22 protein-coding genes are annotated in these 23,397 nt (G+C 69.5%); 7 read left to right on the forward strand and 15 right to left on the reverse strand.

Features of this window, described 5'->3' with window-relative positions; all coding sequences use genetic code 11:
- Positions 1-42 precede the first annotated feature (42 nt).
- Positions 43-1,272, forward strand: a complete 1,230-nt coding sequence (locus tag AC0IZJ_RS10820) for a class I SAM-dependent methyltransferase (RefSeq protein ID WP_471849471.1) — start codon at positions 43-45, stop codon at positions 1,270-1,272.
- A 54-nt stretch (positions 1,273-1,326) separates the two neighbouring features.
- On the opposite strand, the gene AC0IZJ_RS10825 is transcribed toward AC0IZJ_RS10820, so the two are convergent.
- Both AC0IZJ_RS10825 and AC0IZJ_RS10830 read right to left on the reverse strand, forming a co-directional pair.
- Positions 1,327-1,524, reverse strand: a complete 198-nt coding sequence (locus AC0IZJ_RS10825; protein WP_471849473.1) for a tyrosine-type recombinase/integrase — start codon at positions 1,522-1,524, stop codon at positions 1,327-1,329.
- A gap of 185 nt (positions 1,525-1,709) precedes the next feature.
- Positions 1,710-3,413, reverse strand: coding sequence for a GGDEF domain-containing protein (locus tag AC0IZJ_RS10830; protein ID WP_471849475.1), 1,704 nt, complete (start codon positions 3,411-3,413; stop codon positions 1,710-1,712).
- A gap of 29 nt (positions 3,414-3,442) precedes the next feature.
- Here AC0IZJ_RS10830 and AC0IZJ_RS10835 point away from each other — a divergent pair, with 29 nt between their 5' ends.
- Both AC0IZJ_RS10835 and AC0IZJ_RS10840 read left to right on the forward strand, forming a co-directional pair.
- Positions 3,443-4,264 carry a DUF429 domain-containing protein gene (locus tag AC0IZJ_RS10835; RefSeq protein ID WP_471849477.1) on the forward strand — a complete coding sequence of 274 codons (822 nt, stop codon included), beginning with the start codon at positions 3,443-3,445 and terminating at the stop codon, positions 4,262-4,264.
- A 59-nt stretch (positions 4,265-4,323) separates the two neighbouring features.
- Positions 4,324-5,643 carry an ATP-binding protein gene (locus tag AC0IZJ_RS10840; RefSeq protein WP_471849478.1) on the forward strand — a complete coding sequence of 440 codons (1,320 nt, stop codon included), beginning with the start codon at positions 4,324-4,326 and terminating at the stop codon, positions 5,641-5,643.
- Between the two features lie 107 nt (positions 5,644-5,750).
- Here the strand turns inward: AC0IZJ_RS10840 and rocF are convergent, their stop codons facing one another.
- From rocF to AC0IZJ_RS10860, 4 genes are all read right to left on the reverse strand, one after another.
- A complete protein-coding gene (gene rocF / locus AC0IZJ_RS10845; protein ID WP_471849480.1) occupies positions 5,751-6,671 on the reverse strand; it encodes an arginase in 921 nt (306 codons plus the stop codon).
- Between the two features lie 4 nt (positions 6,672-6,675).
- A complete protein-coding gene (locus AC0IZJ_RS10850) occupies positions 6,676-7,551 on the reverse strand; it encodes an LOG family protein (protein ID WP_471849482.1) in 876 nt (291 codons plus the stop codon).
- A 65-nt stretch (positions 7,552-7,616) separates the two neighbouring features.
- Entirely contained in the window at positions 7,617-8,363 is a 747-nt protein-coding gene (locus tag AC0IZJ_RS10855) for a HesA/MoeB/ThiF family protein (RefSeq protein WP_471849484.1), read from the reverse strand.
- Between the two features lie 4 nt (positions 8,364-8,367).
- Complete coding sequence (locus tag AC0IZJ_RS10860; protein ID WP_471849486.1) at positions 8,368-9,294, reverse strand: LysR family transcriptional regulator; 927 nt, start codon at positions 9,292-9,294, stop codon at positions 8,368-8,370.
- 71 nt (positions 9,295-9,365) lie between these two features.
- On the opposite strand from AC0IZJ_RS10860, the gene AC0IZJ_RS10865 reads away from it, so the two are divergent.
- The gene (locus AC0IZJ_RS10865; RefSeq protein WP_471849488.1) at positions 9,366-10,550 is read left to right on the forward strand and encodes an MFS transporter; all 1,185 of its coding nucleotides are present in this window, start codon (positions 9,366-9,368) and stop codon (positions 10,548-10,550) included.
- Here the strand turns inward: AC0IZJ_RS10865 and AC0IZJ_RS10870 are convergent.
- The gene (locus AC0IZJ_RS10870; protein WP_471849490.1) at positions 10,547-11,155 is read right to left on the reverse strand and encodes a TetR/AcrR family transcriptional regulator; all 609 of its coding nucleotides are present in this window, start codon (positions 11,153-11,155) and stop codon (positions 10,547-10,549) included. The two genes, AC0IZJ_RS10865 and AC0IZJ_RS10870, sit on opposite strands and share 4 nt — an antisense overlap.
- A 46-nt stretch (positions 11,156-11,201) precedes the next feature.
- Between AC0IZJ_RS10870 and AC0IZJ_RS10875 the strand changes: the two genes are divergently transcribed.
- Together AC0IZJ_RS10875 and AC0IZJ_RS10880 are read left to right on the forward strand one after the other, a co-directional pair.
- Positions 11,202-11,669, forward strand: coding sequence for a VOC family protein (locus tag AC0IZJ_RS10875; RefSeq protein ID WP_471849492.1), 468 nt, complete (start codon positions 11,202-11,204; stop codon positions 11,667-11,669).
- Positions 11,666-12,040, forward strand: coding sequence for a nuclear transport factor 2 family protein (locus AC0IZJ_RS10880; protein WP_471849494.1), 375 nt, complete (start codon positions 11,666-11,668; stop codon positions 12,038-12,040). Before AC0IZJ_RS10875 ends, AC0IZJ_RS10880 begins: the two co-directional genes overlap by 4 nt.
- 64 nt (positions 12,041-12,104) lie before the next feature.
- Here the strand turns inward: AC0IZJ_RS10880 and AC0IZJ_RS10885 are convergent, their stop codons facing one another.
- Both AC0IZJ_RS10885 and AC0IZJ_RS10890 read right to left on the reverse strand, forming a co-directional pair.
- Positions 12,105-13,541, reverse strand: a complete 1,437-nt coding sequence (locus AC0IZJ_RS10885) for a S41 family peptidase (RefSeq protein ID WP_471849496.1) — start codon at positions 13,539-13,541, stop codon at positions 12,105-12,107.
- A 398-nt stretch (positions 13,542-13,939) separates the two neighbouring features.
- Entirely contained in the window at positions 13,940-15,322 is a 1,383-nt protein-coding gene (locus AC0IZJ_RS10890) for a metallophosphoesterase (RefSeq protein ID WP_471849498.1), read from the reverse strand.
- A 93-nt stretch (positions 15,323-15,415) separates the two neighbouring features.
- Between AC0IZJ_RS10890 and pelA the strand changes: the two genes are divergently transcribed.
- The gene (gene pelA / locus AC0IZJ_RS10895) at positions 15,416-16,723 is read left to right on the forward strand and encodes a pectate lyase (protein WP_471849500.1); all 1,308 of its coding nucleotides are present in this window, start codon (positions 15,416-15,418) and stop codon (positions 16,721-16,723) included.
- Here pelA and AC0IZJ_RS10900 read toward each other — a convergent pair whose 3' ends face one another.
- The 6 genes from AC0IZJ_RS10900 to AC0IZJ_RS10925 form a co-directional block, all read right to left on the reverse strand.
- Complete coding sequence (locus AC0IZJ_RS10900) at positions 16,724-18,163, reverse strand: aldehyde dehydrogenase family protein (protein WP_471849502.1); 1,440 nt, start codon at positions 18,161-18,163, stop codon at positions 16,724-16,726.
- Positions 18,164-18,229: 66 nt separating this feature from the next.
- Positions 18,230-19,201 carry a Bug family tripartite tricarboxylate transporter substrate binding protein gene (locus AC0IZJ_RS10905; protein WP_471850011.1) on the reverse strand — a complete coding sequence of 324 codons (972 nt, stop codon included), beginning with the start codon at positions 19,199-19,201 and terminating at the stop codon, positions 18,230-18,232.
- A gap of 46 nt (positions 19,202-19,247) precedes the next feature.
- The gene (gene gudD / locus AC0IZJ_RS10910) at positions 19,248-20,579 is read right to left on the reverse strand and encodes a glucarate dehydratase (RefSeq protein ID WP_471849504.1); all 1,332 of its coding nucleotides are present in this window, start codon (positions 20,577-20,579) and stop codon (positions 19,248-19,250) included.
- Positions 20,580-20,591: 12 nt separating this feature from the next.
- The gene (locus AC0IZJ_RS10915) at positions 20,592-21,563 is read right to left on the reverse strand and encodes a Bug family tripartite tricarboxylate transporter substrate binding protein (protein ID WP_471849506.1); all 972 of its coding nucleotides are present in this window, start codon (positions 21,561-21,563) and stop codon (positions 20,592-20,594) included.
- 35 nt (positions 21,564-21,598) lie between these two features.
- Positions 21,599-22,510 carry a 5-dehydro-4-deoxyglucarate dehydratase gene (gene kdgD, locus AC0IZJ_RS10920; RefSeq protein ID WP_471849508.1) on the reverse strand — a complete coding sequence of 304 codons (912 nt, stop codon included), beginning with the start codon at positions 22,508-22,510 and terminating at the stop codon, positions 21,599-21,601.
- A gap of 112 nt (positions 22,511-22,622) precedes the next feature.
- Positions 22,623-23,357, reverse strand: a complete 735-nt coding sequence (locus AC0IZJ_RS10925) for a FadR/GntR family transcriptional regulator (RefSeq protein ID WP_471849510.1) — start codon at positions 23,355-23,357, stop codon at positions 22,623-22,625.
- Positions 23,358-23,397: the final 40 nt, after the last annotated feature.

Raw genomic sequence — 23,397 nt, forward strand, 5'->3', positions numbered from 1 at the left:
CGCCGAAAGGCTTTTGAGGGACGCAGAGACAATGCCTGTCTGATGTTCACGCGCCTGATCACCCCGCCCCCTGCCGCCACGGCGCCCGCGCATGAGCGCTTCCTTCACCTCGTTCGTCTGGCCCTGGCCAGCAGCCAATTCGGCAAGCTGCTGCTGTCAGGTCCGGTGGGGGACGAGGAGGGCATCGAGCGCCTGACCGTGCGCCTTGTCGAGCTGCGGGGCGAGCCGGCGTTGAGCTTCCTGTGGCGGCACCGCACCAAGGACGTGACCAAGAACCATGCCCCGGAGGCCGCCATCGCCGAGATCGCCACGCTGCTGGGCGCGCGCTTCCGCAATGCCCACTTGCACACGGCGACCGAGGAAGTGCAGTTCGCTGTCAGCCGCAAGGGCCGAGAGACGCTGCGGGTCACGCGTGTCGATGGCGCGACCGAAGCGCCAGTACCCGCCTCACACGACAAGGCCAAGCAGCGCCCGCTGGACATGGCCCGCCCGGTCTGGTCGGCGCTGGGTTTGACTCATCTTGTCAAGAGCGAGCCCGCCCTCGTGCCGGCCATGGCGCGCAAGTGGAAGCAGATCAACCGCTTCGTCGAAATCCTGTCCTCGGCCGTTGACGAGGCCGAGCTGAAAGGCTCCGTGCGGGTGGCCGACTTCGGCTCCGGCAAGGGCTACCTGACCTTTGCCGTGCACGATTGGTTGCAGTCACACGGTCTCAGTCCCCGCGTGACGGGTATCGAGCTGCGCAGCGACATGGTCAAGCTCTGCACGGGCATCGTCGAAGGCGAGGGCCTTGTCGGCCTGCGCTTCGACGAGGGCGACGTGCGCACTCAGGCCGTGCAGCCGCTGGACGTGATGATCGCGCTGCACGCCTGCGACATCGCCACCGACCACGCGCTGCACGTCGGCCTGCAATCCGGCGCCCGCGTCATCATGAGTTCGCCCTGCTGCCACAAGGAACTGCGCCCGCAGATGACGATGCCAGCGGTGCTGCGGCCCATGCTGCAACACGGCATCCACCTCGGCCAGGAGGCCGAGATGGTGACCGACTCGCTACGCGCGCTGCTGCTGGAGAGCCAGGGCTACCGCACCCAGGTGTTCGAGTTCATCGCGCTGGAGCACACCAGCAAGAACAAGATGATCCTGGCCGTGAAGGCCCAAGGCCTCGCCGCCGAGGCCCTGGCCGCACGCCGGCCCGAGTTGCTGTCGCAGATTGCGGAGATCAAACGGTTTTACGGGCTGCGGGAGCAGCGGCTGGAGCAGTTGCTGGCGGCTTGACAGGTACAAGCCGGGCTGTGCCGTGCCGGCCTTGACGTCTCGCGCAAACGTCAATCAGGCCTGTGCCAACTGCGCACGCAGGTTGGAGGTCAGAGACTGCGGCAGCATCACCACTCGGTCCTTGGCGCCCTTGCGTTCGCGCACGATCAGCGCGCGCTGACCGAAGTCCACGTCCTTGACGCGCAGTTGCAGCGCCTCGGCAATGCGCAGGCCGGTGTTCGAAGCAACCGTCTCCTTTCTGTTCGGCGTCATGGTGCCGCTGGCGCTGCTTGTCTGTGTGACCGGCTTGCCATGACAAGAGATCGCCGCAGCGATCTGCGCTCTAACCTTTCGCTGCAGCGGACGGCTTCGCCGTCCGCTGAGCTCGCACGTTGAGCGTCACGGGCGACCATCCAGCCTCCCGCGCCCAGGCAGACGCCGCCTCCCTCAGCCGCACCTCAATCCACATGCACCCGATTGCGCCCGCCGTGCTTGGCCGCATACAGCGCCTGGTCGGCCCGCTTGAGCAGCCCATCGGCCTGCAGCGGCGGCATGCCGCCGGCAATGCCGACGCTGATGCGCACCGTCAGCCCCGGCGCGGTGGCGGCCCAGTCGTGCTCGGCGACGGCCAGGCGCAGGCGCTCGCAGATTTCGGCGGCCTGCTGGGGCGCGATGCCCACCAGCACGGCCAGGAACTCCTCGCCGCCGATGCGGGCGAGCAGGTCGGCGCTGCGCAGGCGGTGGCGCAGCAGCTGGGCGAGCTGCTGCAGCACGGCGTCGCCCACGGCGTGGCCGTGGGTGTCATTGATGCGCTTGAAGTGGTCCATGTCCAGCGAGGCGACGCTGATGACCTGGCCGGCCATGCGCGCGCCTTCCACCAGCAGCGGCAGCGCGAACTCGGCATGGCGGCGGTTGTGCAGGCCGGTCAGCACGTCCTCGTGGGCAGCGCGGTCCAGCGCGTTGGCGTGTTCGCGCAGGCGCTGCTGCTCGGTCTCGAGATGAGTCGCGCGGGCGCGCTCGCGGCGGGCGTCGGCGGTGGCGCTGTCGGCGCGGGCCTGCGCCTGCTCGACTTGGTCGCGGATGAGGATGACCTCGGTCTGCAGCACGAGGTTGTCACGGCTGATCTGTCGATCCAGGCCGACAAGTTCTTCGAGCCAGGCCAGCGCCTCGCGGTACTGGCCGCAGGCCTTGTGGGTCTCGTAAAGCGAGCGCACCAGCAGCCGGCGCAACTTGGGCGGCGGCGCGCTGGCGGCGTTCAGCAGCGCCTCCATGACGCGCGCAGCCTGCAGCGGCTCGCCCTTCAGCCGCATGAAGATGGCGCGCTGCGCGTCGGCCTCGATGGCCAGCGTGCGGTAGCCGTGGTCGTGGGCGAGGTGGCCGAACTCGTTGAGCAGGGGCAGGGCTTCGTCCAGCAGGCCGCCAGCCAGCAGTGCGTTGACGAGGTTGGACACGGCCACGGCGACCTGGAAGGGGCTGCCTGAGCGGCGCGCCAGCTCGGTCGCCTGCTCGGCTGTGAGGCGGGCCTGCGCCAGGGCCTCGGCCAGCGCGGCGGCGTCGCCTTCGGTCCTGGCGTCCTCGACGCGCCTCAGCCAGAAGTAGGCGAGGTTGTTGAGGCAGGAGAAGCGCACCTCCGCCGAGCCGTCGCCGCTGGCGATTTCCAGCCCCTGCTCGACGGAGGCGCAGGCCTGGGCCTGGTTGTCCAGGGCCGAGTAGCCGATGCCGACGCGGCACAGCGCCCAGGCCTCGCGCACGGCATCACCCGCGCGCCGCGCCGCGGCCAGGGCGCGCATGCCGGACTCCAGCGCCTCGCGGCCCATCAGCAGCTGGCCGTAGACATAGGCCTGCGCGGTCAGCGCGTCGGCCAGCATCAGGTCGTCGCCCAGGCGCTCGGCCACGGCCAGGGCCTCGGTGGCGCAGCGCGCGCTGGCCGTCAGCCGGCCGGTGCGCGGGTATTGGTGGGCCAGCAGCGCCAGGGCGTCGCCGCGCCGGCGCAGGTCCGTGGGCGGGCAGGCCTGCAGCAGCAGTTCCAGCACGTCGTTGGACGCCTGGTAGGCCCCTGCCGCTGCGAGCTGGCGCTGCGAGGCGAAGGCGGCGTCGAATGCGGCAGCGTCAAAGCCGGCATCGTCGGCAGGGAGGCTGGGGAGATCGAGCAGGTCTGACATGGGGGCTGGCCATTCTGCCCAGCCGCAGAATGACGGCCATGCACGACTACAGCGTTTTCGGGGTCGACTTCACGAGTGCGCCCCGGGCAGCCAAGCCCATCCGCGTTGCCGCGGGCCGCCGCCATGGCGCCGTCGTGCGCCTGGAGCGGCTGACAGCGCTGGACAGCCTGGACGCCTTCTCCGCCTGGCTGGCCCAGCCCGGGCCCTGGGTGGCCGGTCTGGACCTGCCGTTCGGCCTGCCGCGCGAGCTGGTCGAGCACCTGGGCTGGCCAACCGACTACGCAGCGCTGATGAGCCATTACGCGGCCCTGGACCGCGCCGACATCCGCGCCCGCTTTGCCGCCTTCTGCAATGCACGGCCGGTGGGCGCCAAGTTTGCGCACCGCGCCTGCGACGGCCCTGCGGGGTCCAGCACGAGCATGAAATGGGTCAACCCGCCGGTGGCCTGGATGCTGCACGCCGGTGTGCCGCGGCTGATTGCGGCCGGGGTGCACCTGCCTGGCCACCTGCCTGGCGATGAGACCCGCGTGGCGCTGGAGGCCTACCCCGGTCTGCTGGCGCGCGAGCTGATCGCCCGGCGTTCGTACAAGAGCGACAGCAAGGCCATGCAGACGCCGGAGCGGCTGATTGCGCGCAAGGACATCGTCGAGGCGCTGGAGCAGGGGCGCTCCAGGCTGGGCCTGCGCCTCAAGCTCAGCCATGCGCAGCGCGACGAACTGGTGGCGGACGCAAGCGGCGACAGCCTGGACGCGGTGCTGGCGATGCTGCAGGCGGCCTGGGCGACACAGCGGCCGGACTGGGGCTGGCCGGCGGGCGTGGACCCGCTGGAGGGGTGGATCGTCAGCGCCTGAGGCGCCATTCACCCAAAATGGCGGCTCTTGCCCGATTCGGGCAAACAGAGGATGCATCGATGCACACCATGGAACACGCGGCATTGGGCGCCTATTTGAAGCGTCGGCGCGGCGCCATCCTGCAGGCGTGGCGCACCGCCGTGACGGCGGACCCGACGCTAACGAGTGGCGCAGCGCTGCCCCGCGCGCAGCTCCATGACCACATCCCGGCGCTGCTGGCCGACTTCGAGCGCAGGCTGATCGGTGGCGCGGTCACTGCGGGCGACAACGACGTCGAACCCCATCAGGGCGACGCGGCGGCCCACGGCCTGCACCGCTGGCAGCAGGGCTTCGACCTGGGCGAGGTGACGCGGGAGCTGGGCCGCCTGAATGAGTGCGTTGTGGTGGAACTGGAGAGCTACGCAACCAGCCAGCCCGGGCCAGAGCCCGCAGCGATGGCGCAGGCGCGCCGGATCTGGGCCCAGCAGTGCGGCGACGCGATCAGTGCCAGCGTGTCGCAGTACTTCCAGCTTCAGCAGATGGAAGCCAGCAGCCATATCCGCGACCTCGAGCAGGCCCTGCTGTCCCTGCGCGAGCTGGAGCAGGAGCGCGCCCATCTGTGGCAGCAGGCGGCGCACGACCTGCGCGGCGGCCTGGGCGTCGTCGCCACCGCCACCGCGGGCCTGGCTTCGCCCAAGGCGTCCGAACCGATGCGTGGCAGCTTTCTGCGTCTGCTCGACCGCAACGTCGGCTCGCTCAGCCATCTGCTCAACGATGTGACCAGCCTCGCGCGCCTGCAGGGCGGCTTCGAGCACCGCCAGCTGGCGCCCATGGATGCGGCTGCGGTTCTGGCCACGCTCTGCGACGACCTGCAGCCCCATGCGCAGGAGCGCGGCCTCTACTTGAAGTTCAATGGCACCGCGGCGCTGCCCGTGGATGGTGACGTGGTCAAGACCCGGCGCGTTGCCCAGAACCTCATCATCAACGCGATCAAGTACACGCGCCGCGGCGGCGTGACGGTCAGCTGTGGCAACTGCGCGTCGGGCGATTTGGAGCGCTGGTTTTTCGAGGTCAGCGACACCGGGCCGGGCTTTCACGCCGGGCCGGGCTCGCAGCTGGCAGGTGCGCTCGAAGAGGCGACCGACCAGGCCAGGCAGGTCGCCGCCGACCACGCCAGTGGCGCCGTGACTCATGTCAATGTGGACCTGGCGGAGGCACACCCTTCGCCCGAGGACCCGCGGCCCGTTCAGCAGCAACCCGGCGAAGGCATCGGCCTGTCGATCGTCAAACGGCTGTGCGACCTGCTCGACGCGACCACCGAGCTGCAGTCCGAGATGGGTGTCGGTACGACGTTCCGCATCCTGTTGCCGCGGCAGTACGAGGACGGCGCGGCGGGGTAGCCCTCAACTGCGCGGACGTGCGACCCGCGGTGAGTCAGCCGTCTGCGCAGCACGGCAAACTCATTTCCTCATCAAAGTGCTTTTGCCGTCTGCGCAGCAGGGCAAACTCATTTCCTCATCAAAGTGCTTTTGCCAAACAGCGATTCAATGAGGTCCACCGCCACCACCGCCGTGCGGTTCTTCTCGTCCAGCGCCGGGTTCAGCTCCATCAGATCCATGGAGGCCATGCGGCCGGTGTCCGCAATCATTTCCATGCAGAGGTGGGCCTCGCGGTAGGTCGGGCCGCCACCGACCGTCGTGCCGACGCCGGGCGCCATCACCGGGTCAAGGAAGTCGACGTCGAAGCTGACGTGCAGATGAGTGTTGTCGTCCAGCGTGGCCAGGGCCAGCTCCATGGTGTGGCGCATGCCCATCTCGTCGATGAAGCGCATGTCGAAGACTTCGAGGTCATGCTTGTGCACGAAGGCGCGCTCGCCTTCGTCGACGCTGCGGATGCCGATCTGGCGGACCCACTTCGGGCTGATGGCGGGCACATGACCGCCGATCTCGATCAGCTCCTTCGGGCCGAAGCCGCACAGGCAGGCCACGGGCATGCCGTGGATGTTGCCGCTGGGGGTCAGCTCGCTGGTGTTGAAGTCGGTGTGCGCGTCCAGCCACAGCACGCGCAGCTTCTTGCCGGTGTCGCGGCAATGGTGGGCCACGGCGGCGATGGAGCCCAGTCCCAGGCAGTGGTCGCCGCCCAGCAGGATGGGCATGCGGCCGGTCTTGAGCTCGTCGTAGACGGCGTCGTGCACCGTCTGGTTCCAGGCCACGACTTCGTCCAGGTGGCGATAGCCCTCGGCCGGCGGCAACCAGGGATTGGACGGGCCGACGAGGTTGCCGCGGTCGATCACGTCGACACCGCGCGCGCGCAGCGCCTCGGCCAGGCCGGCCACGCGCATGGCCTCGGGGCCCATGCTGGCGCCGCGCGCGCCGGCGCCGATGTCGGTGGGCGCTCCGATGAGGGAGACATTGCGCAGTTTCGTCATGGCGTCAGGGTGCGTTGATGCTTGAAAGTTCAGGCTCGGCCTCGAGCAGCGCCCAGGCTTCTTCGGCTGTCTCGACAAACTGGAACATCTTCTCGTCGCCCGCATTGATCATGCCGGTCTCGATCAGCAGCTCGAAGTTGATGAGCTTGGTCCAGAACTCGCGTCCGAACAGCAGGATGGGGCGGCGGCGGCTCTTGCGGGTCTGGATCAGCGTCAGCGTCTCGAAGAGTTCGTCCAGCGTGCCGAAGCCGCCTGGGAAGCACACCAGGGCCACGGCGCGCATCAGGAAATGCATCTTGCGCAGGCCGAAGTAGTGGAAGCGAAAGCACAGCTCCGGCGTGATGTAGGGGTTGGGGTACTGCTCGTGCTGCAGCACGATGTTCAGGCCCACGCTCTTGCCGCCCGCCTCGTAGGCGCCGCGGTTGCCGGCTTCCATGATGCCGGGGCCGCCGCCGGTGGCGATGACGACGGGCCGGCCGCGCTCGGCGCAGGCGGCCGTGGCGATCTGGGCGAAGCGGCGCGCCTCCTCGTAGTAGCGGCTCATGGCCAGTTTGCTGCGCGCAATGCGCAGGGCGGTCTCGTCGCCGCTGGCCTCGGCGGCGGCCATCAGATCCGCGGCGGCGTCGGCCGACAGGATGCGCGCGCTGCCGAAGATGACGATGGTGGACTTGACGCCGTGCTCGTTCTGCACGAGCTCGGGTTTCATCAGTTCGAGCTGCATGCGCACGCCGCGCATGTCCTCGCGCAGCAGGAAGCTCTCGTCCTTGAACGCCAGTTCATAAGCGCTGCCGGGGCCGTCGTAGTCGGGATGGGGCTGGAGCGTGCGGACTTCTTCCTTGGCGGTCGGGAAATTGCGCGTCGGGGCTTCGGTGGGCTTCATGGGCGGGGGATTGTGGGCAGGTCAACGCTGGATTTTGTGGCGCAAAGCGAGGCGGGCGCTGGATTTCATCCACTGCACACTGAACATGCCGGGTCGCGCTGCAGGGCGATCTCGCTCCACTGCATCCGCCGGCCATCCAGCATGAGCAGACGGCCGGCAAGTGGCTCGCCCACGCCCGCGAGCAGCTTCAGCGCCTCGGCCGCCTGCATGCTGCCGACGATGCCCACCAGCGGCGCGAACACGCCCATGGTCGAGCAGGCCACGTCCTCGAAGCCGGACTCGGGCGGGAACAGGCAGGCGTAGCAGGGGTGCTGTCGGGAGCGGCTGTCATAGACGCTGATCTGGCCGTCGAAGCCGATGGCCGCGCCCGAGACCAGCGGCTTGCCGTGCCGCACGCAGGCGGCGTTGACGAGGTGGCGGGTGGCGAAGTTGTCGGTGCAGTCGATGACGACGTCGGCCTCGGGCACTTCGAGGTCCAGCAACTCGGCATCGGCCTTCTCGGGCAGGGCGCGCACGATGACGCCGGGGTTCAGCGCCACCATGCGCTCGGCGGCGGACAAGACCTTGGGCCGGTGCAGGCTGGCCATGTCGTGGGCGATCTGGCGCTGCAGATTGGTCAGCGACACGGTGTCGTGGTCGACGAGGGTGATGCGTCCGACGCCGGCCGAGGCGAGGTAGAGCGCCACCGGCGAGCCCAGGCCGCCCGCGCCGATGACCAGGGCGCTGGCGTCCAGCAGCCGCTGCTGGCCCTCGATGCCGATTTCGTCGAGCATCAGGTGGCGGGCGTAGCGCAGCAGGTCGTCGTCGGTCATGGCGTCAGGATAGTGGGTCGGGCCACAGCGGCTCGCGCATGCTGCGCCGCATCGCCTCGATGAAATAGCGCAGCCGGGCCGAGGGCGCGGGCGGGTTGGGGTAGAGCAGGTGCACCGGCAGCGGCGTGCCCCGCCAGCGTGGCAGAAGGCGCACAAGGCGGCCTTCGGAGATGTCCTGCTGCACCGTCCAGCCCGACAGCAGCGTCGCGCCCAACCCGAGCCGGGCAGCGGCGCGCGCGGCATAGAGGCTGTCGGTGGCCAGCACCGGGCGGATGGGCAGGCGCCGTCGTGCGCCGTCGTCGTGCTTGAGCTGCAGCTCCTGCCGCTCGAACAGTGAGATCGCGATCCAGGGCAGGGCGCCAATGTCGTCGGGCTCCTGGAACTCATGGGGCGAGCGGCCGTTCAGCAGCGCAGGCGCAGCCACCAGCACGCGCGGCACCTGGGCCAGCGGGATGGCGACCACGGCGCCCTCCGCCTTGCCGCCCACGCGGATGGCGCAGTCCAGACCTTGCTGGATGAAGTTGGGCGTGCTGTCGTTCAACAGCCAGTCCACCCGCAGGCCCGGCGCCTCCTGCAGTGCGCGCACCAGCGGCGCCACCAAGTGCTCCTGCCCGAAGGCGTGCGGCACCTGCACGCGCAGCAGCCCCGTCGGTCGTGCGGGTTCGGCGCGCAGCGACTGTTCGAAGTCCTCCCAATCGGCTGCCAGCGCCTTCGCGCGCTCCAGCACGCGCTCGCCCGTCTCGGTCAGCCGCAACGCATGCGTGGAGCGCTGGATCAGCGGCCTGCCGAACTGCTGCTCCAGCGCCTGCAGCCGCCGGCTGACCGTGGGCTGGGTGGTGCCAAGCTGGCGCGCGGCCGCAGACAGGCTGCCGGCCTCGACGATGCGGACGAAGGTTTGCATCAGTTGCAGGCGGTCTGATGGTGTGCTCATGCGCCTAGCGTATGGCAGTCAGTCGGCGCCTGCGTCTAGCGGGGCTTGCAGCGGCTCGCGACACTGCGGCCATGAAAGCCACTCCAACCTCCGCATCGCCTACCGCCCCGGCGCCGCTGGGCACCGCGCTGACGCTGTTGCTCGCCACCGCGACCGGCCTCGCCGTCGCATCCATCTACTACGTGCAGCCGCTGCTGGGCCTGCTGTCGCACCAGTTCGGCGTCGGCAGCGCCACCATTGGCCTGCTGCCCACGCTGACGCAACTGGGCTATGCCGCCGCCATCCTGCTGCTGTCGCCGCTGGGCGACCGCTATGACCGCCGCCGCATCATCGTCATCAAGGCCTCGGCGCTGGTGGCGGCGCTGGCTTTTGCGGCACTGGCGCCCGGCTTTGCGGCGCTGTGCGTGGCCAGCGTCGTCATCGGCTTGATGGCGACGCTGGCCCAGGACATCGTGCCCGCCGTGGCCACGCTGGCGCCCGAGGCAGAGCGCGGCAAGCGCGTCGGCCAGGTGATGACCGGCCTGCTGCTGGGCATTCTCCTGTCCCGTGTGGCGGCCGGTTCGCTCGCGGCCCTGGCTGGCTGGCGGGCGGTCTACGGGGTGGCCGCCGTTGTCGTCGCGCTGCTGATCCCGCTGCTGTGGCGCAGCCTGCCGCGCTTCGTGCCGGCAACGTCGGCTGGCTATGGCTCGCTGTTGGCGTCCATGGCTGCGCTGTGGGTGAAGCATCCGCCGCTGCGGCGCGCGGCGCTGGCGCAGGGCCTGTTGTCGGTCGCCTTCAGCGCGTTCTGGTCGACGCTGGCGCTGGTGCTGGCGGGGCCGGAGTTTGGCCAGGGCAGCGCGGTGGCCGGCGCTTTTGGCCTGGCGGGTGCGGCCGGCGCCTTGATCGCGCCCTTGGCGGGCGGTCTTGCCGACCGGCGCGGACCGCAGGCCGTCATCCGCGTGGGCGCACTTCTGGTGTTCCTCGCCTTTGCCGTGCAGGCCCTGGCGCCGGCATCGCTTTGGCTGCTGGTGGGCGTCGCCGTGGTGTTCGACCTTGGCGTGCAGGCGGCGCTGGTGTCGCACCAGAGCGTGGTCTACAGCCTGGACGCGGGGGCGCGCAGCCGTCTGAATGCGGTGCTCGTGAGCGTGATGTTCGTCGGCATGGCGGGCGGCGCAGCCTTGGGGTCCACGTTGCTGGCGGGCTTCGGCTGGCGCGCGGTGCCGATGCTGGGCGCCGTGGCGGCGCTCGGCGCGGTGGCGCTTGCGCGGCGAGCTTAGTCCGCCGCTTTGGCCACGCCGTTGAAGAGGGTCTCGACCAACTGCTCCGCCAGTGGCAGTGACAGCGGCCGATGGCCCGCCAGCAGCCGGAAGAACAGGGGCCCGTAGATCATGTCGAGCGCCACGTCGACGTCGATGCCGGCCCGGATCTCGCCCTCGGCCATGGCACGCTCCATCAGCTGGCGGCCGGCCTCACGGCTCTTCAGGATCACCTGGTTGCGAAAGGCCTTGGCCAGTTCGCTGTCGGGGTCGGCTGAGGCCATCGTCAACGTGATCTGGCGCCCGCGCGCCGTGGCAAAGGTGCCGATCACATCCCTCAGGTGCGCCCGCAGCGCGGCCCGCACGGAATTCGCCCGCGTGAGCGGTTCGTCCGACGGCGGGTTCGCCATGAACGCGGCCATGGCCAGGTCCTGGGCATTGGTCCAGGTGCGGTAGATCGTCGGCTTGCTGACGCCCGACTCGGCCGCCACGCGTTCGATGGTCAGCCGCCCCAGGCCTTCCTCGATCAGGATGCGGTAGGCGGCGGCCAGCGCCAGGCGACGTGCTTCCTCGCTGGGCGGGCGGCCGGGCTTGCGCGGTATCGGTGGATCGGTTGCTTGACTCATTACGTGACGTATCGTAATCTAATTGCGACATCACCGGAGATTCATCATGCCCGCAGTCGCCACTTCACCCGCAAGCCTGTCGCCCTATCTGGCGGTCCGAGGCGCCCAGGCGGCCATCGACTTTTACGTCCAGGCGCTGGGCGCCACGCTGGATTTCAAGCTGGTCGACCCGTCCGACGGCCGCATCGGCCATGCCGAGCTGCTGTTCGGCACCACGCGCGTCTTCATCGCCGACGAGTATCCGGACTTCGGCGCCGTCGGGCCCGAGACGCTCGGTGGGTCGCCCGTCAAGTTCCACCTCGACGTGGCCAACGCCGACGCCTTCGTCGCCAACGCGGTGCGGCACGGCGCCAGCGTGCTTCGGGCCGTCAAGCTCGAGTTCCACGGCCACCGCAGCGGGCTGATTGCCGACCCCTTCGGCTACAGCTGGTTCATCGCCAGCAAGGTGGAGGAGGTCAGCGCCGAGGAAATGCAGCGCCGCTGGGATGCGATGACCGCCGGGAACCCGTCGTGAGCGACGACGCGCTGAAGACCTTCCAGGCCATCGAGGACCGCTTCAACGAGGCCATGGTCAGCAACGACGTGCAGCGCATCGCGCAATGCATCTCGGACGACTGGACCCTCGTCACGCCGGAGAGGGGCCCGATCACGCGCGAAGCCATCCTCCAGGCCATCGCCAGCGGCATGCTGGCGCATGACTCGATGACGAAGCAGGTGGTGCGTGCCGAGGTCTACGGCGACATGGCGGTCGTCACGGGGCGGGGCAGCAACACCGGCACCTTCAGGGGCGCACCCATCAGCGCCGATGAATGGGTCACCGATGTCTACCGACTGGCGCAGGGCCAGTGGCGTTGCGTGCTGACGCATCTGACGCCTGCCGGCTGAGCGGACCGCGCAATGAAAACGGGCCCCGCAGGGCCCGTTGGCGTGAAACCGGTCGGCTATGCCGTCATTCGCCGGTTTTGGCTTCCGCCTTGCGCTCCAGCGGCGCCTTGGAGGCGATCACCGGCTGGCCCTTGAGCTTGTTCAGCGCCTGCATCAGCGGGAAGTCTTCGGCCGAGCCGAACTCGGGCAGCGGCTTGGGCGGCTCGGCGCGCTTGGCGTACTCGGCCTCCAGCTTGGTGCGGGCTTCCTCGCGGGCCTTCTGGCGGGCTTCGTTGTCATCCTCGGGGCCGTTGTTCAGGTGCTTCTCGAGGTCGGCCTCGCGGGTGCGCAGCGCGGCGAAGACATTGCCCTCGGCGGTTTCGTCCAGCGCGATGTCGGGCACGATGCCCTTGGCCTGGATGGAGCGGCCGCCCGGCGTGTAGTAGCGTGCCGTGGTGATCTTGATGGCGGTCTCCGGGCCCAGCTGGCGCACGGTCTGCACCGAGCCCTTGCCGAAGGTCTGGGCGCCCATGACGATGGCGCGCTTGTGGTCCTGCAACGCGCCGGCGACGATCTCGCTGGCGCTGGCCGAACCTTCGTTCACCAGCACCACCAGCGGCACGTTCTTCAACGCGGCAGGCAGGCGCTTGAGCGGGTCGTCACCGCCGCGGCGGCGGTAGTCGTCGGGACTGGCCTTGTAGCTGGCCTTGGACTCGGCGATCTGGCCGTTGGTCGACACGACCTCGACGTCCTTGGGCAGGAAGGCCGCGGAGATGGCGACGGCGCCGTCGAGCAGGCCGCCCGGGTCGTTGCGCAGGTCGAGCACGAGGCCCTTCAGGTGGGGTTCCTGCTTGTAGATCTCTTCGAGTTTCTTGGCGAAGTCGTCGACCGTGCGGTCCTGGAACTGGCTGACGCGCAGCCACGCGTAACCGGGCTCGATGACCTTGGCGCGCACGCTCTGAACCTTGATCTCCTCGCGGGTGATGGTCACCGGGAAGCTGCGGTTCTCGAGCTTGCGGTAGATGGTGAGGCTGACCTTGGTGGAGGGTTCGCCGCGCATCTTCTTGACGGCCTGGTCGATGGACAGGCCGCGCACGGCGGTGTCGTCGATGCGGCTGATCAGGTCGCCGCTCTTCAGGCCGGCGCGGAAGGCGGGCGAGCCTTCGATGGGGGAGACGATCTTGACCAGGCCGTCTTCCATGCCGATCTCGATGCCGACACCGATGAACTTGCCGGACGTGCCTTCACGGAATTCCTTGAAGGTCTTCTTGTCGAAGAACTGGGAGTGAGGGTCGAGGCCGGCCACCATGCCGCCGATGGCGTCGTTGATGAGCTTCTTTTCGTCGACTTGCTCGACGTATTCCGCCTTCACGAGGCCGAAGACGGCCGCGAGCTGCTGCATCTCGTCCAGCGGCAGCGGGGACAGGCTGCTGCGCGCATTGGCTTGCAGCTGCATCGTGGTCAATGCACCTGCGACGGCACCGAGGGCAACCCAACCGGCGACTTTCAACTTGGAGCTCATCAGGCAGAGTCCTCTATCAACGTAGTCCTGCAAAAACAGCTTGACAGGTGCGGTCAGTGTAGCGGTGGGGGGTGTAGGCGAAGGTCTATTTACCCGCCAGAAACCCTTCAGATCGGGCATGCAGTGATGGATTTCGCGGGCGTTACGTCTCGTGGCCGATGTCGTGACCGAGGCGGAAAACGCTGCCGAAAGTCACGGTGGGTGACGTGCATATCAATCGGCCATTGCGCATTAGCTGCGCATGCAGCTTGCGGGCCTAGCGCCGGGCCGCTCCCAAGCCGGCCCGGTGGGCGATGTGCCTGCCGGTCGAGCCGGCAGGCATCGCCGTCCCCGCGGGGGACCGACTGGGCTGGCCCGCGTCCAGCGGCGCAAGACCGGGCGAGGGGCTTATTTCCTGCTCAACAGCGCAACTTCTGGCCGGCGAGCGAGCAGGTGGCCAGCGGCTGGCCGAGCGTGTTGAAGGCCTGCAGCAACCAGCCCTGGGGCGTCGCGGTCAGCAGCGTGAGGCCGAAGTCGGTGTGGCTCTGGAAGGTTTCGAGCCGGGCACCGGGCAGGGGCTCGGCCTTCAGCGCGGCCGCCGCGGCGATGCGGCCGGAAGCCGCCGAGCCGCCGTTGCCGATGACGAGGCTGGCCGGCTGGTTGGTCGAGAAACCCAGCACCTGGTGGATGTGCAGGTGGCCGTGGATCGTGGCCTGCACGCCGGGCGGGAACAGGCGTGCGCCGAAGGCGTCTTTCAGCAGCGCTGTCAGGCCGGAGCGGGCTGTTCCGGGTGTGCCAGCCAGGCTGGGGCTGAAAGCCAGGCTGGGGTGGTGGCTCAGGAACAGGCTCTGAGCGCGGCCGCCTGCCAGTTCGGCGACACGGTCCAGTTGCCCGCGCCAGCGCGCCCAGGCGGGCGAGCCTTCAGGCGGCGTCCGGCTGCCCACCTCGGCGGAATCGAAGACGATGAGCTGGCCGCGCGACGACAGCGGGACGGTGAAGGGCGTGGTGAAGTCGCCGTCGTTGACGCCCGGGCCATCGGGTGCACAGGCGCGCGCGGTGCCGGTCTCGGCATCCAGATAGCGCAGCCAGCCCTGGCCGGCGCGAGAGCAGGCCTCGTGGTTGCCGCGCACGAAGACCCAGGGGGCGGCCGCCAGCAGCGCCCGGGCCGGCCGGAAGAAGTCGGCCTGCCAGGCGTCGTCGCCATAGCCCCAGGGGCTGTTGGCGCAGGCGGCCATGCCGCTGGGGCAGGGGCTCTCGCGGTAGTGGTAGTCGCCCACATGGATGACGAGGTCGGGCTTGAGCGCCAGCGCCCGCGCCAGCACGCGCGGGAAGGGCCATCCCGCGGCGTCGTTGCAGGGCTGGAAATCGCGGTCCGAGGCCTTCAAGCGGCAGCCGGTGTCGCCGATGACGACGATGCGGCGCGGCTCGGCGGCGGGCGCGCGCAGCGTGATGGCGCCCACCTGCACGCTGGTGGCGCCCGCCGGCCAGGGCGCCTCGCAGGCGCGCAGCGTGAAGCTCGTCGGCTTGCCCTCGGGCTGGGTGTTGCCGGGCGGTGGCGGCTCGTCGCCGGGGGCGCTGCGCTCCTGCATGGCGGCGGCGGCGGTGGCCCAGCGCATGGTCGGGCAGGCCTGGTCGGTCAGTGCGCGCACCGCCCAGCCAGGGCCTGCGACGGCTTGCACCCAGGCCTGCTGCAGCCCGACCGGGGCAGGGGGTGGCGGCGGGGGTGGGGGCGTGGCGCAGCCGGCCAGTGTCATCAGGGCGGCCAGCGTGGCCAGCCGGGTGAAACGCGCGCAATGAATCATGTGTCGATCAACCGTGTGAGCGGCGGGAGATTAGCGCCGCTGCGGCGGCCGCGAGCCTGTAGATTGCCGCCACCCCCAACTTCGCTGCCCGTCATGCCTGTCGTCCACCGTGTTGCCGCGCTCGCCCTGGCCCTCTCGTCGGCGGTGTTTGTGCCGACCCTCCATGCGGCGCAGATCGGCACCATCCAGCCCGCCCAGGCGGTGACGGCCGAACGCGTCGCGGCGCTGCCGGCGGCCGAGCGTGCGGCCTGGGCCGACTACCTGGCCCGCTCCGACGCCCGGCGCGCCGCCGACCGCGCCGCACTGGCCGCCGAGCGCAAGGGGCTGTCGGCCTGGCCCGCAGCGCCTGCCACCGGCAACGGCGCGGCCACCATGCCGCTGGACAAGCCGGCCGACTGGTACGCCAGCGACGCGGCCCTGCTCGTCGCCCGCAACATCCTCAGCTACCAGACGCCCGCCGGCGGCTGGGGCAAGAACCAGCCGCGCAACGTCGCGCCGCGCCAGCCCGGCCAGTCTTTCGTCGCCGACAACAGCCCGGCCAGGCCTGCGGGAGCGGGCGACTTCGACAAGGCCGAGGACGCCCAGTGGAGCTATGTCGGCACCATCGACAACGATGCGACGGTGACGGAGATCCGTTTCCTGGCGCTCGTGGCGGCGGCGCAGCCCGGGGAAGCCGGCGAGGCCTTCCGCCAGGGCGCCCAGCGCGGCGTGAGCTATCTGCTGGCCGCGCAGTTTCCCAACGGCGGCTGGCCGCAGGTGTGGCCGTTGCAGGGCGGCTATCACGACGCGATCACGCTCAACGACAACTCCTTCATCGACGTCGCCGAGCTGATGGGCGCTGTCGCGCGCGGTGAGGCCGGCCTGGGCGCCCTGCCGGCGACGCTGCGCACGGCGGCCGCTGCTGCCGAAGCCCGTGCCGCCCAGTTGCTGCTGACGATGCAGATCCGGATCGCCGGCAAGCCTGCGCTCTGGGCCCAGCAGCATGATGCGTTGACGCTGGCGCCGAGTTCGGCCCGCAACTACGAGCCGCCCGCGCTGAGCAGTGGCGAAAGCGCCCGCGCGCTGGCCTATCTGATGAGCCTGCCGAATCCGTCTGCGGCTGTCGTCGAGGCCGTGAAGGGTGGCGTGGCGCTCTTGAAGCAGCTGGCCGTGCAAGACCGCGCCTGGGTGATGGTGGACGCGGTGCAGGGCAAGCGGCTCATCGCGCAGCCCGGTGCCGGGCCACTGTGGTCACGCTATTACGACGCCACCTCGCTCAAGCCCGTTTTCGGCGACCGCGACAAGACCCTGCACGATGACGTGCACGACATCAGCGCCGAGCGCCGCCGCGGCTATGCCTGGTGGGGCAACTGGCCGGTGAAGACGCTCGCCGCCTACGACGCCTGGGCGGTGGGGCGGTGATCAGGCCTGCGTGTAAGCGGTCTTGACGGTCGTGTAGAACTCGGCCGCGTGGCGGCCCTGCTCGCGCGGGCCGTAGCTGCTGCCCTTGCGGCCGCCGAAGGGCACGTGATAGTCCACGCCCGCCGTCGGCAGGTTCACCATCACCATGCCGGCCTGCGAGTGCCGCTTGAAGTGCGTGGCGTACTTCAGCGAAGTCGTGGCGATGCCGGCGGCCAGGCCGAACGGCGTGTCGTTGCTCAGCGCCAGTGCCTCGTCATAGTCCCGCGCGCGGATCACGCTGACGACCGGGCCGAACACCTCCTCGCGGTTGATGCGCATGGCGGGCGTCGTGTCGGTGATCAGCGCCGGCGTCAGGTAGAAGCCCGGCGCGCCGGCGGCGTTCGTCTCGATGCGCTCGCCGCCATGAGCCAGCGTGCCGCCCTCGGTTCTGGCGATGCCGATGTAGTCGGTGTCCTGGCCGAGCTGGTTGGCGTCCACCACGGGGCCGATGTCGGTGCCGGCCTTGCGGGCGTCGTCGACCTTGAGCCCCTTCATCTTCTCGACCATCGCGGCAATGAAGCGGTCGTGGATGCCCTCGGTGACGATCAGCCGCGACGAGGCCGTGCAGCGCTGGCCGGTCGAGAAGAAGCCGCTGTTGACGGCGGCATTCACGGCCACGCCGAGGTCGGCGTCGTCCAGCACGATCATCGGGTTCTTGCCGCCCATCTCGAGCTGGAACTTGGCCATGCGGGCGACGCAGGCGGCCGCCACCTTCTGGCCGGTGCCGACCGAGCCGGTGAAGCTGATGGCCGCCACGCGGGCATCGTTCAGCAGCTTCTCGCCGACCACCGAGCCGCGGCCCATGACGAGGTTGAAGACGCCGGCCGGTAGGCCGGAGCGCGACAGGATCTCGGCCAGCGCCCAGGCCGAGCCGGGCACCAGGTCGGCCGGCTTGAAGACGACGCAGTTGCCCCAGGCCAGGGCAGGCGCGATCTTCCAGGCCGGGATGGCGATGGGGAAGTTCCACGGCGTGATGAGGCCGACGACGCCGATGGCCTCGCGCGTGACTTCCACGCCGACGCCAGGGCGCACGGACGGCATGGTCTCGCCGCCCGGGCGCAGCGCCTCACCGGCGAAGAACTTGAAGATGTAGCCGGCGCGGGCGACTTCGCCGATGGCCTCGGGCAGCGTCTTGCCTTCCTCGCGGGCCAGCAAGTCGCCCAGCTCGGCGCGGCGCGCCAGGATCTCGGCGCCGACGGCGTCCAGTATGTCGAAGCGCTGCTGCGGCGTCGAAAGGCTCCAGGACGGGAAGGCGGCGCTGGCGGCGGCGATGGCCTGATCGGCCTGCGCGGCGTCGGCCTGCGCGTATTCGCCGATCAGGTCACGCGTGTCGGACGGGTTGATGTTGCGGGAAGCGTTGGGGCCTTCGATCCAGGCGCCGGCGATGTAGTTCGGTTTCATGGGGACTCCGCGATGAAAAAAAGGAAGGGCCGAGCGGACGCCAGCAGCAGGCGGCGTGCCGTCACGTCAGTCGAGCTTGACGCCACCCTTGGTGACCACCTGGGCCCAGCGCTTGCGCTCGGCGTCGAAGAAGCTGGCGAATTCAGCCGTCGTCATGGTGTGGACCTCGGCGCCCTGCGAGACCAGGCGCTCGCGCACCTCGGGCGAACGGATGATCTCGGTCAGCACGGCGTTGAGCTTGGCGAGCGCGGCCGGCGGCATGCTGGCCGGCGCCAGCACACCCTGCCACGTGCCGGACTCGAAGCCCTTCAGGCCCTGCTCGGCGACGGTGGGCACGTTGGCCAGCAGCGGCACACGCGTGCCCTTGGACACCGCCAGCACCTTGAGCTTGCCGGACTGCACGTGGGGCAGGGTGGCCAGCATGCCGTTCATCGTCAGGTCGGTCTGGCCGGCAATCGTGTCGGCCACCGACTGCGCGCCGCCCTTGTAGGGGATGTAGGTCCATTTCGCGCCGCTGGCCTGCTCGACCGCGACGCCGGCCAGGTGGGGCGCGCTGCCCAGCGCCGTGACGGCGAAGTTCAACGGCCGGGTCTTGGACAGCGCCACCAGTTCGGCCAGGTTGTTGGCCGGCACGCCGGGATGGACCACCAGCAGATGGGGCGAATAGGCCAGCATGGTCACGCCGCGCAGGTGCTTGGACGGGTCGAAGGGCAGCTTGGTGTAGACCGAGGGGGCAATGGCCAGCGCGCCGACGTCGCACAGCAGCAGGGTGTGGCCATCGGTGGACTTGGCGACCGCGTCCGCGCCCATGTTGCCGCTGGCGCCCGGGCGGTTGTCGACGATGACGTTCTGCTTCAGCGCCGCGCCCAATTGGGTGCTGATGGCGCGGGCGATGATGTCCGACGAACCGCCAGGCGGGTAGGGCACGACGAGCTTGATGGGCCCGGTCGGCCAGGCGGGAGACGCCGGCGCGGCCGTAGCCAGCGTGGACACGGTCAGGCTGGCGAGCAGGACCAGGCCAAGGCGGGGAAGTTTCATCATGGGGAAGGTCTCCGTGGGCGCCGACCTCGGGGCCGGCGCGGGTTCAGCGCACCAGGCAGGGGCGCTTGTTGTCGAAGGTCCAGTTCGGCACCAGATACTGCATCGCAATCGCGTCGTCTCGACTGCCCAGGCCATGCTGCAGGTAGAGCTGGTGCGCGGCGTCGACGGCCGCCATGTCCAGCGTCACGCCCAGGCCCGGTTGAGTGGGCACGGCCACCTCGCCGCCGACGATCTGCAATGGGTTGGCGCTCAGCTGCTGGCCGTCCTGCCAGATCCAATGTGTGTCGATCGCGGTGACCCGGCCTGGCACGGCGGCAGCGGCATGGGTGAACATGGCCAGCGAAACGTCGAAGTGATTGTTGGAATGCGAGCCCCAGGTCAGGCCGAAGTCGCGGCAGGTCTGGCCCACGCGCACCGCACCCTGCATGGTCCAGAAATGCGGGTCGGCCAGCGGGATGTCCACCGACTGCAGGGACAGCGAATGCACCAGCTGGCGCCAGTCTGTGGCGACCATGTTGGTGGCTGTGAGCAGGCCGGTGGCGCGGCGGAACTCGGCCATCACCTCGCGGCCCGAGAAGCCGCCTTCGGCGCCGCAGGGATCCTCCGCATAGGCCAGTACGCCGTGCATGTCGCGCAGCAGGCGAATCGCGTCACGCAGCAGCCAGCCGCCGTTGGGGTCCAGCGTGATGCGGGCCTGTGGAAAGCGCGCCTTCAGGGCCTTGATGGCCTCGACTTCCTCTTCGCCGCGCAGCACGCCGCCCTTGAGCTTGAAGTCCTGGAAGCCGTAGCGGGCCTGAGCGGCCTCGGCCAGCTTGACGATGGCCTCGGGCGTCAGCGCTTCTTCATGACGCAGGCGCAGCCAGGGGTCGGCGGCATCCGGCTGGCTGTCGTATGGCAGGTCGGTCTTGCGACGGTCGCCGACGTAGAACAGGTAGCCCAGCATGGGCACGTGGCTGCGCTGCTGGCCTTCGCCGAGCAGTGCGCAGACGGGCACCTCCAGATGCTGGCCCAGCAGGTCCAGCAGCGCCGACTCGATGGCCGTGACGGCATGGATGGTCGTGCGCAGGTCGAAGGTTTGCAGGCCGCGGCCGCCAGCGTCACGGTCGGCGAAGGTCTTCTGCACGGACTGCAGCAGGCCCTTGTAGGCGCCGATGGGCTGGCCGACGACCAAGGCGCGCGCGTCCTCCAGCGTCTGGCGGATCTTCTCGCCGCCGGGCACCTCGCCCACGCCGGTGCGGCCGGCGCTGTCGGTCAGGACAGCCAAGTTACGAGTGAAGAAGGGCGCATGCGCGCCGCTGAGGTTGAGCAGCATGCCGTCGCGCCCGGCGACGGGGATGACACGCAGCTCCGTGATGACTGGGGTGGTACCGCTCATGGGAAAGGTCAGTCAGTCTGCGGTGATCTTGCGGTCCGTAATCACCTTCTTCCAGCGCTCGAACTCGGCGGCCTGGAAGGCGGTGAACTGCTCGGGCGTGTTGGCGACGATCTCGAAGCCCTGCTCCAGCAGCTTGGGCTTGACGTCCGGCGCATTCAGCGCGGAGACGATGGCGCCGTGCAGCTTGGCCTTGATGTCCGCCGGCACGCCCTTGGGCGCCGCCACGGCCTGCCAGGAATAGACCTGCACGCCCTTGATGCCCAGTTCGTCCAGCGTCGGCACATCGGGCTGCACCGGCGAGCGCTTGGCACTCGTGATGCCCAGGGCGCGCAGCTTGCCGGCCTTGATCTGGGGCAGCGCGGTGTTGATGTTCATGAAGCTGGAGTCCACCTGGTTGCCCAGCAGGTCGGTCATCACCGGGCCGCCGCCCTTGTAGGGAATGTGCAGGCCGCTCGTGCCCGTCTGCTGCCAGAACAGCTCGGCCGTGATGTGGTCGCTGCTGCCGTTGCCCGAGGTGCCGAAGCTCATCTTGTCCGGGTTGGCCTTCATGAAGGCCAGCACGTCCGCCATCGTCTTGTGGGGCGACGCGGCCGGCACGACGAGCACGTTGGGCGCCTGCACCGCAACGCTGATGAAGTCCAGGTCCTTGGTCGGGTCGTAGCCGATGTTCTTCATCAGGTGCGGGCCGATGACCAGCGGGCCCAGCGACGTGACGAGGACGGTGTAGCCATCGGCGGGCGCGCGCTTCACGGCCACGGTGCCAATGGTGCCGCCCGCGCCACCGCGGTTGTCGACGACGAAGCTGCCGCCGAGCTTCTCTTGCAGCTTGACGCTCAGCATGCGGGCGATGGCGTCGGTGGAACCGCCGGGCGGGAAGGGCACGAGCAGGGTCACGGGTTTGGCGGGCCAGGCCTGCGCCATGGCGGCGCCTGCCGTGGAAAGGGCCGCGAGGCTCAGCAGCACGGAGGTCAGCAGTCGCTTCATCGTCTTGTCTCCTGGTGGTCTTGGCTGGAACAGGCTTATTGCGGGCCGAGCTTGGAGATCAGCGCGCTGAGCTGGTCCACCTCGGCGGGCAGCATGTCGGACAGCGGCGGGCGCACCGGGCCGGCGGTATGGCCGATGAGCGTGGCGCCGGCCTTCACGATGGACACGGCATAGCCCTCGCCCTTGTTGCGCAGCGCGACGTAGGGGATGAAGAAGTCGCGGATCAGGCGGTCGCAGGTCGCCGTGTCGTTGGCCGCATGGGCGTTGTAGAACTCCATCGCCGTCTTGGGGATGAAGTTGAAGACGGCGGATGAGTAGACCGGGCAGCCCATGGCCTTGTAGGCACCGGCGAACAGCTCGGCCGTGGGCAGGCCGCCCAGGTAGGCGAAGCGGTCGCCCAGGGTCTGGCGGATGGAGACGAACTTCTCGATGTCGCCCAGGCCGTCCTTGAAGCCGATCAGGTTGGGGCAGCGGTCGGCCAGCACCAGCAGCGACGCGGGCGTCAGCTTGCAGGCGCCGCGGTTGTAGACGACGACGCCGAACTTGACGCTCTTGCAGACGGCCTCGACGTGGGCGATCAGGCCTTCCTGGCTGGCTTCGGTGAGGTAGTGGGGCAGCAGCAGCACGCCCTGCGCGCCCAGGCGCTCGGCCTCCTGCGCGTACTGGATCGCCACGCGCGTGCCGCCGCCAGCGCCGGCCAGGATGGGCGTGCGGCCCCTGCAGGTGTCCAGCGCCACCTTGATGATGTCGCTGTACTCACCCGGTTCCAGCGAGAAGAATTCACCCGTGCCGCCGGCCGCGAACAGCGCCGAGGCGCCGTAGGGCTGCAGCCACTCCAGGCGCTCGGCATAGGGCTTGGGCGCGAAGTTCAGCTGCGCGTCGAAGTCGGTCAGCGGGAAGGACAGGAGGCCGGCTTCCAGGACGGCTTTGAGTTCTTGGGGCGACATGGGCGAGGTCTCCGTGAGGTGTTGGGATGCAGAAGTTGTAGGTCATCGTACAACTACATTCAAATCCACAAATCCTGGGGATAACCCGCAACTCGACCTTCTTTGCGACCGCTCAGGCCGCTTCGGCTTGAGCCCTTCGGCGGCGCTCGCGGCTGTTCGACAGGTGGGTGCGCATCGCCGCGCGGGCCGACTCGGCGTCCTGGCTGGTGATCGCGTCGAGGATGCTTTCATGCTCGGCGTTCACGCGGCGCATATAGGCCTGCCGCTCGGCGCTCATGTCGACGGTCGGCTCCAGCCGGGCGCGCGGAATGATCTGGCTGCCCAGCGTGGCCATCAGCTCGGCGAAGTGGCCGTTCTGCGTCGCGCGGGCAATCTCCAGGTGGAACTGGAAGTCGGCGGCGACCGAATCCTGCCCGGCCTCGACGGCGGCGATGACCGCGTCCAGCGCCTTGCGCAGCGCGATGAGGTTGCCTGGCGTGCGCCGCTGGGCGGCCAGGCCGGCGGCCTCGGTCTCCAGCCCGATGCGCAGCTCCAGCACGGCGATGACGTCCTGCAGCGTGCTGAACTGTTCCGGCGTGATCTTGAAAGACGGGCCGTCGCCCGCGCCCAGCACGAAGGTGCCGATGCCGTGCCGCGTCTCGACCAGGCCCGCCGCCTGCAGCTTGGAGATGGCCTCGCGCACGACGGTGCGGCTGACCTCGAACTCGCCCATGATGGCCGCCTCGGTGGGCAGCTTGTCGCCCGTCTGCAGCTGGCCGGCGCGGATGCGGTCGCCCAGCGAATCGACCAGTTCAAGGGCCAGCGTGCGCGGCCGGCGGCGGGCAGACGGCGAGAGAGGGGCGTGCATTCGCGGGTTTTCCCGGAGTTTCGAAGTGGGATGGCGGTCT

The organism is Roseateles sp. AC306 (assembly GCF_979253795.1).

Bases quoted from the DNA above. Each gene is read 5' to 3' on its own strand.
- AC0IZJ_RS10925 (WP_471849510.1), bottom strand. From the start codon at position 23,357: ATGCACGCCCCTCTCTCGCCGTCTGCCCGCCGCCGGCCGCGCACGCTG.
- AC0IZJ_RS10835 (WP_471849477.1), top strand. From the start codon at position 3,443: ATGACGGCCATGCACGACTACAGCGTTTTCGGGGTCGACTTCACGAGT.
- AC0IZJ_RS10870 (WP_471849490.1), bottom strand. From the start codon at position 11,155: ATGAGTCAAGCAACCGATCCACCGATACCGCGCAAGCCCGGCCGCCCG.
- AC0IZJ_RS10820 (WP_471849471.1), top strand. From the start codon at position 43: ATGTTCACGCGCCTGATCACCCCGCCCCCTGCCGCCACGGCGCCCGCG.
- AC0IZJ_RS10850 (WP_471849482.1), bottom strand. From the start codon at position 7,551: ATGAAGCCCACCGAAGCCCCGACGCGCAATTTCCCGACCGCCAAGGAA.
- rocF (WP_471849480.1), bottom strand. From the start codon at position 6,671: ATGACGAAACTGCGCAATGTCTCCCTCATCGGAGCGCCCACCGACATC.
- pelA (WP_471849500.1), top strand. From the start codon at position 15,416: ATGCCTGTCGTCCACCGTGTTGCCGCGCTCGCCCTGGCCCTCTCGTCG.
- AC0IZJ_RS10830 (WP_471849475.1), bottom strand. From the start codon at position 3,413: ATGTCAGACCTGCTCGATCTCCCCAGCCTCCCTGCCGACGATGCCGGC.
- gudD (WP_471849504.1), bottom strand. From the start codon at position 20,579: ATGAGCGGTACCACCCCAGTCATCACGGAGCTGCGTGTCATCCCCGTC.
- AC0IZJ_RS10875 (WP_471849492.1), top strand. From the start codon at position 11,202: ATGCCCGCAGTCGCCACTTCACCCGCAAGCCTGTCGCCCTATCTGGCG.
- kdgD (WP_471849508.1), bottom strand. From the start codon at position 22,510: ATGTCGCCCCAAGAACTCAAAGCCGTCCTGGAAGCCGGCCTCCTGTCC.
- AC0IZJ_RS10825 (WP_471849473.1), bottom strand. From the start codon at position 1,524: ATGACGCCGAACAGAAAGGAGACGGTTGCTTCGAACACCGGCCTGCGC.
- AC0IZJ_RS10860 (WP_471849486.1), bottom strand. From the start codon at position 9,294: ATGAGCACACCATCAGACCGCCTGCAACTGATGCAAACCTTCGTCCGC.
- AC0IZJ_RS10905 (WP_471850011.1), bottom strand. From the start codon at position 19,201: ATGAAACTTCCCCGCCTTGGCCTGGTCCTGCTCGCCAGCCTGACCGTG.
- AC0IZJ_RS10890 (WP_471849498.1), bottom strand. From the start codon at position 15,322: ATGATTCATTGCGCGCGTTTCACCCGGCTGGCCACGCTGGCCGCCCTG.
- AC0IZJ_RS10840 (WP_471849478.1), top strand. From the start codon at position 4,324: ATGCACACCATGGAACACGCGGCATTGGGCGCCTATTTGAAGCGTCGG.
- AC0IZJ_RS10865 (WP_471849488.1), top strand. From the start codon at position 9,366: ATGAAAGCCACTCCAACCTCCGCATCGCCTACCGCCCCGGCGCCGCTG.
- AC0IZJ_RS10855 (WP_471849484.1), bottom strand. From the start codon at position 8,363: ATGACCGACGACGACCTGCTGCGCTACGCCCGCCACCTGATGCTCGAC.
- AC0IZJ_RS10915 (WP_471849506.1), bottom strand. From the start codon at position 21,563: ATGAAGCGACTGCTGACCTCCGTGCTGCTGAGCCTCGCGGCCCTTTCC.
- AC0IZJ_RS10900 (WP_471849502.1), bottom strand. From the start codon at position 18,163: ATGAAACCGAACTACATCGCCGGCGCCTGGATCGAAGGCCCCAACGCT.
- AC0IZJ_RS10885 (WP_471849496.1), bottom strand. From the start codon at position 13,541: ATGAGCTCCAAGTTGAAAGTCGCCGGTTGGGTTGCCCTCGGTGCCGTC.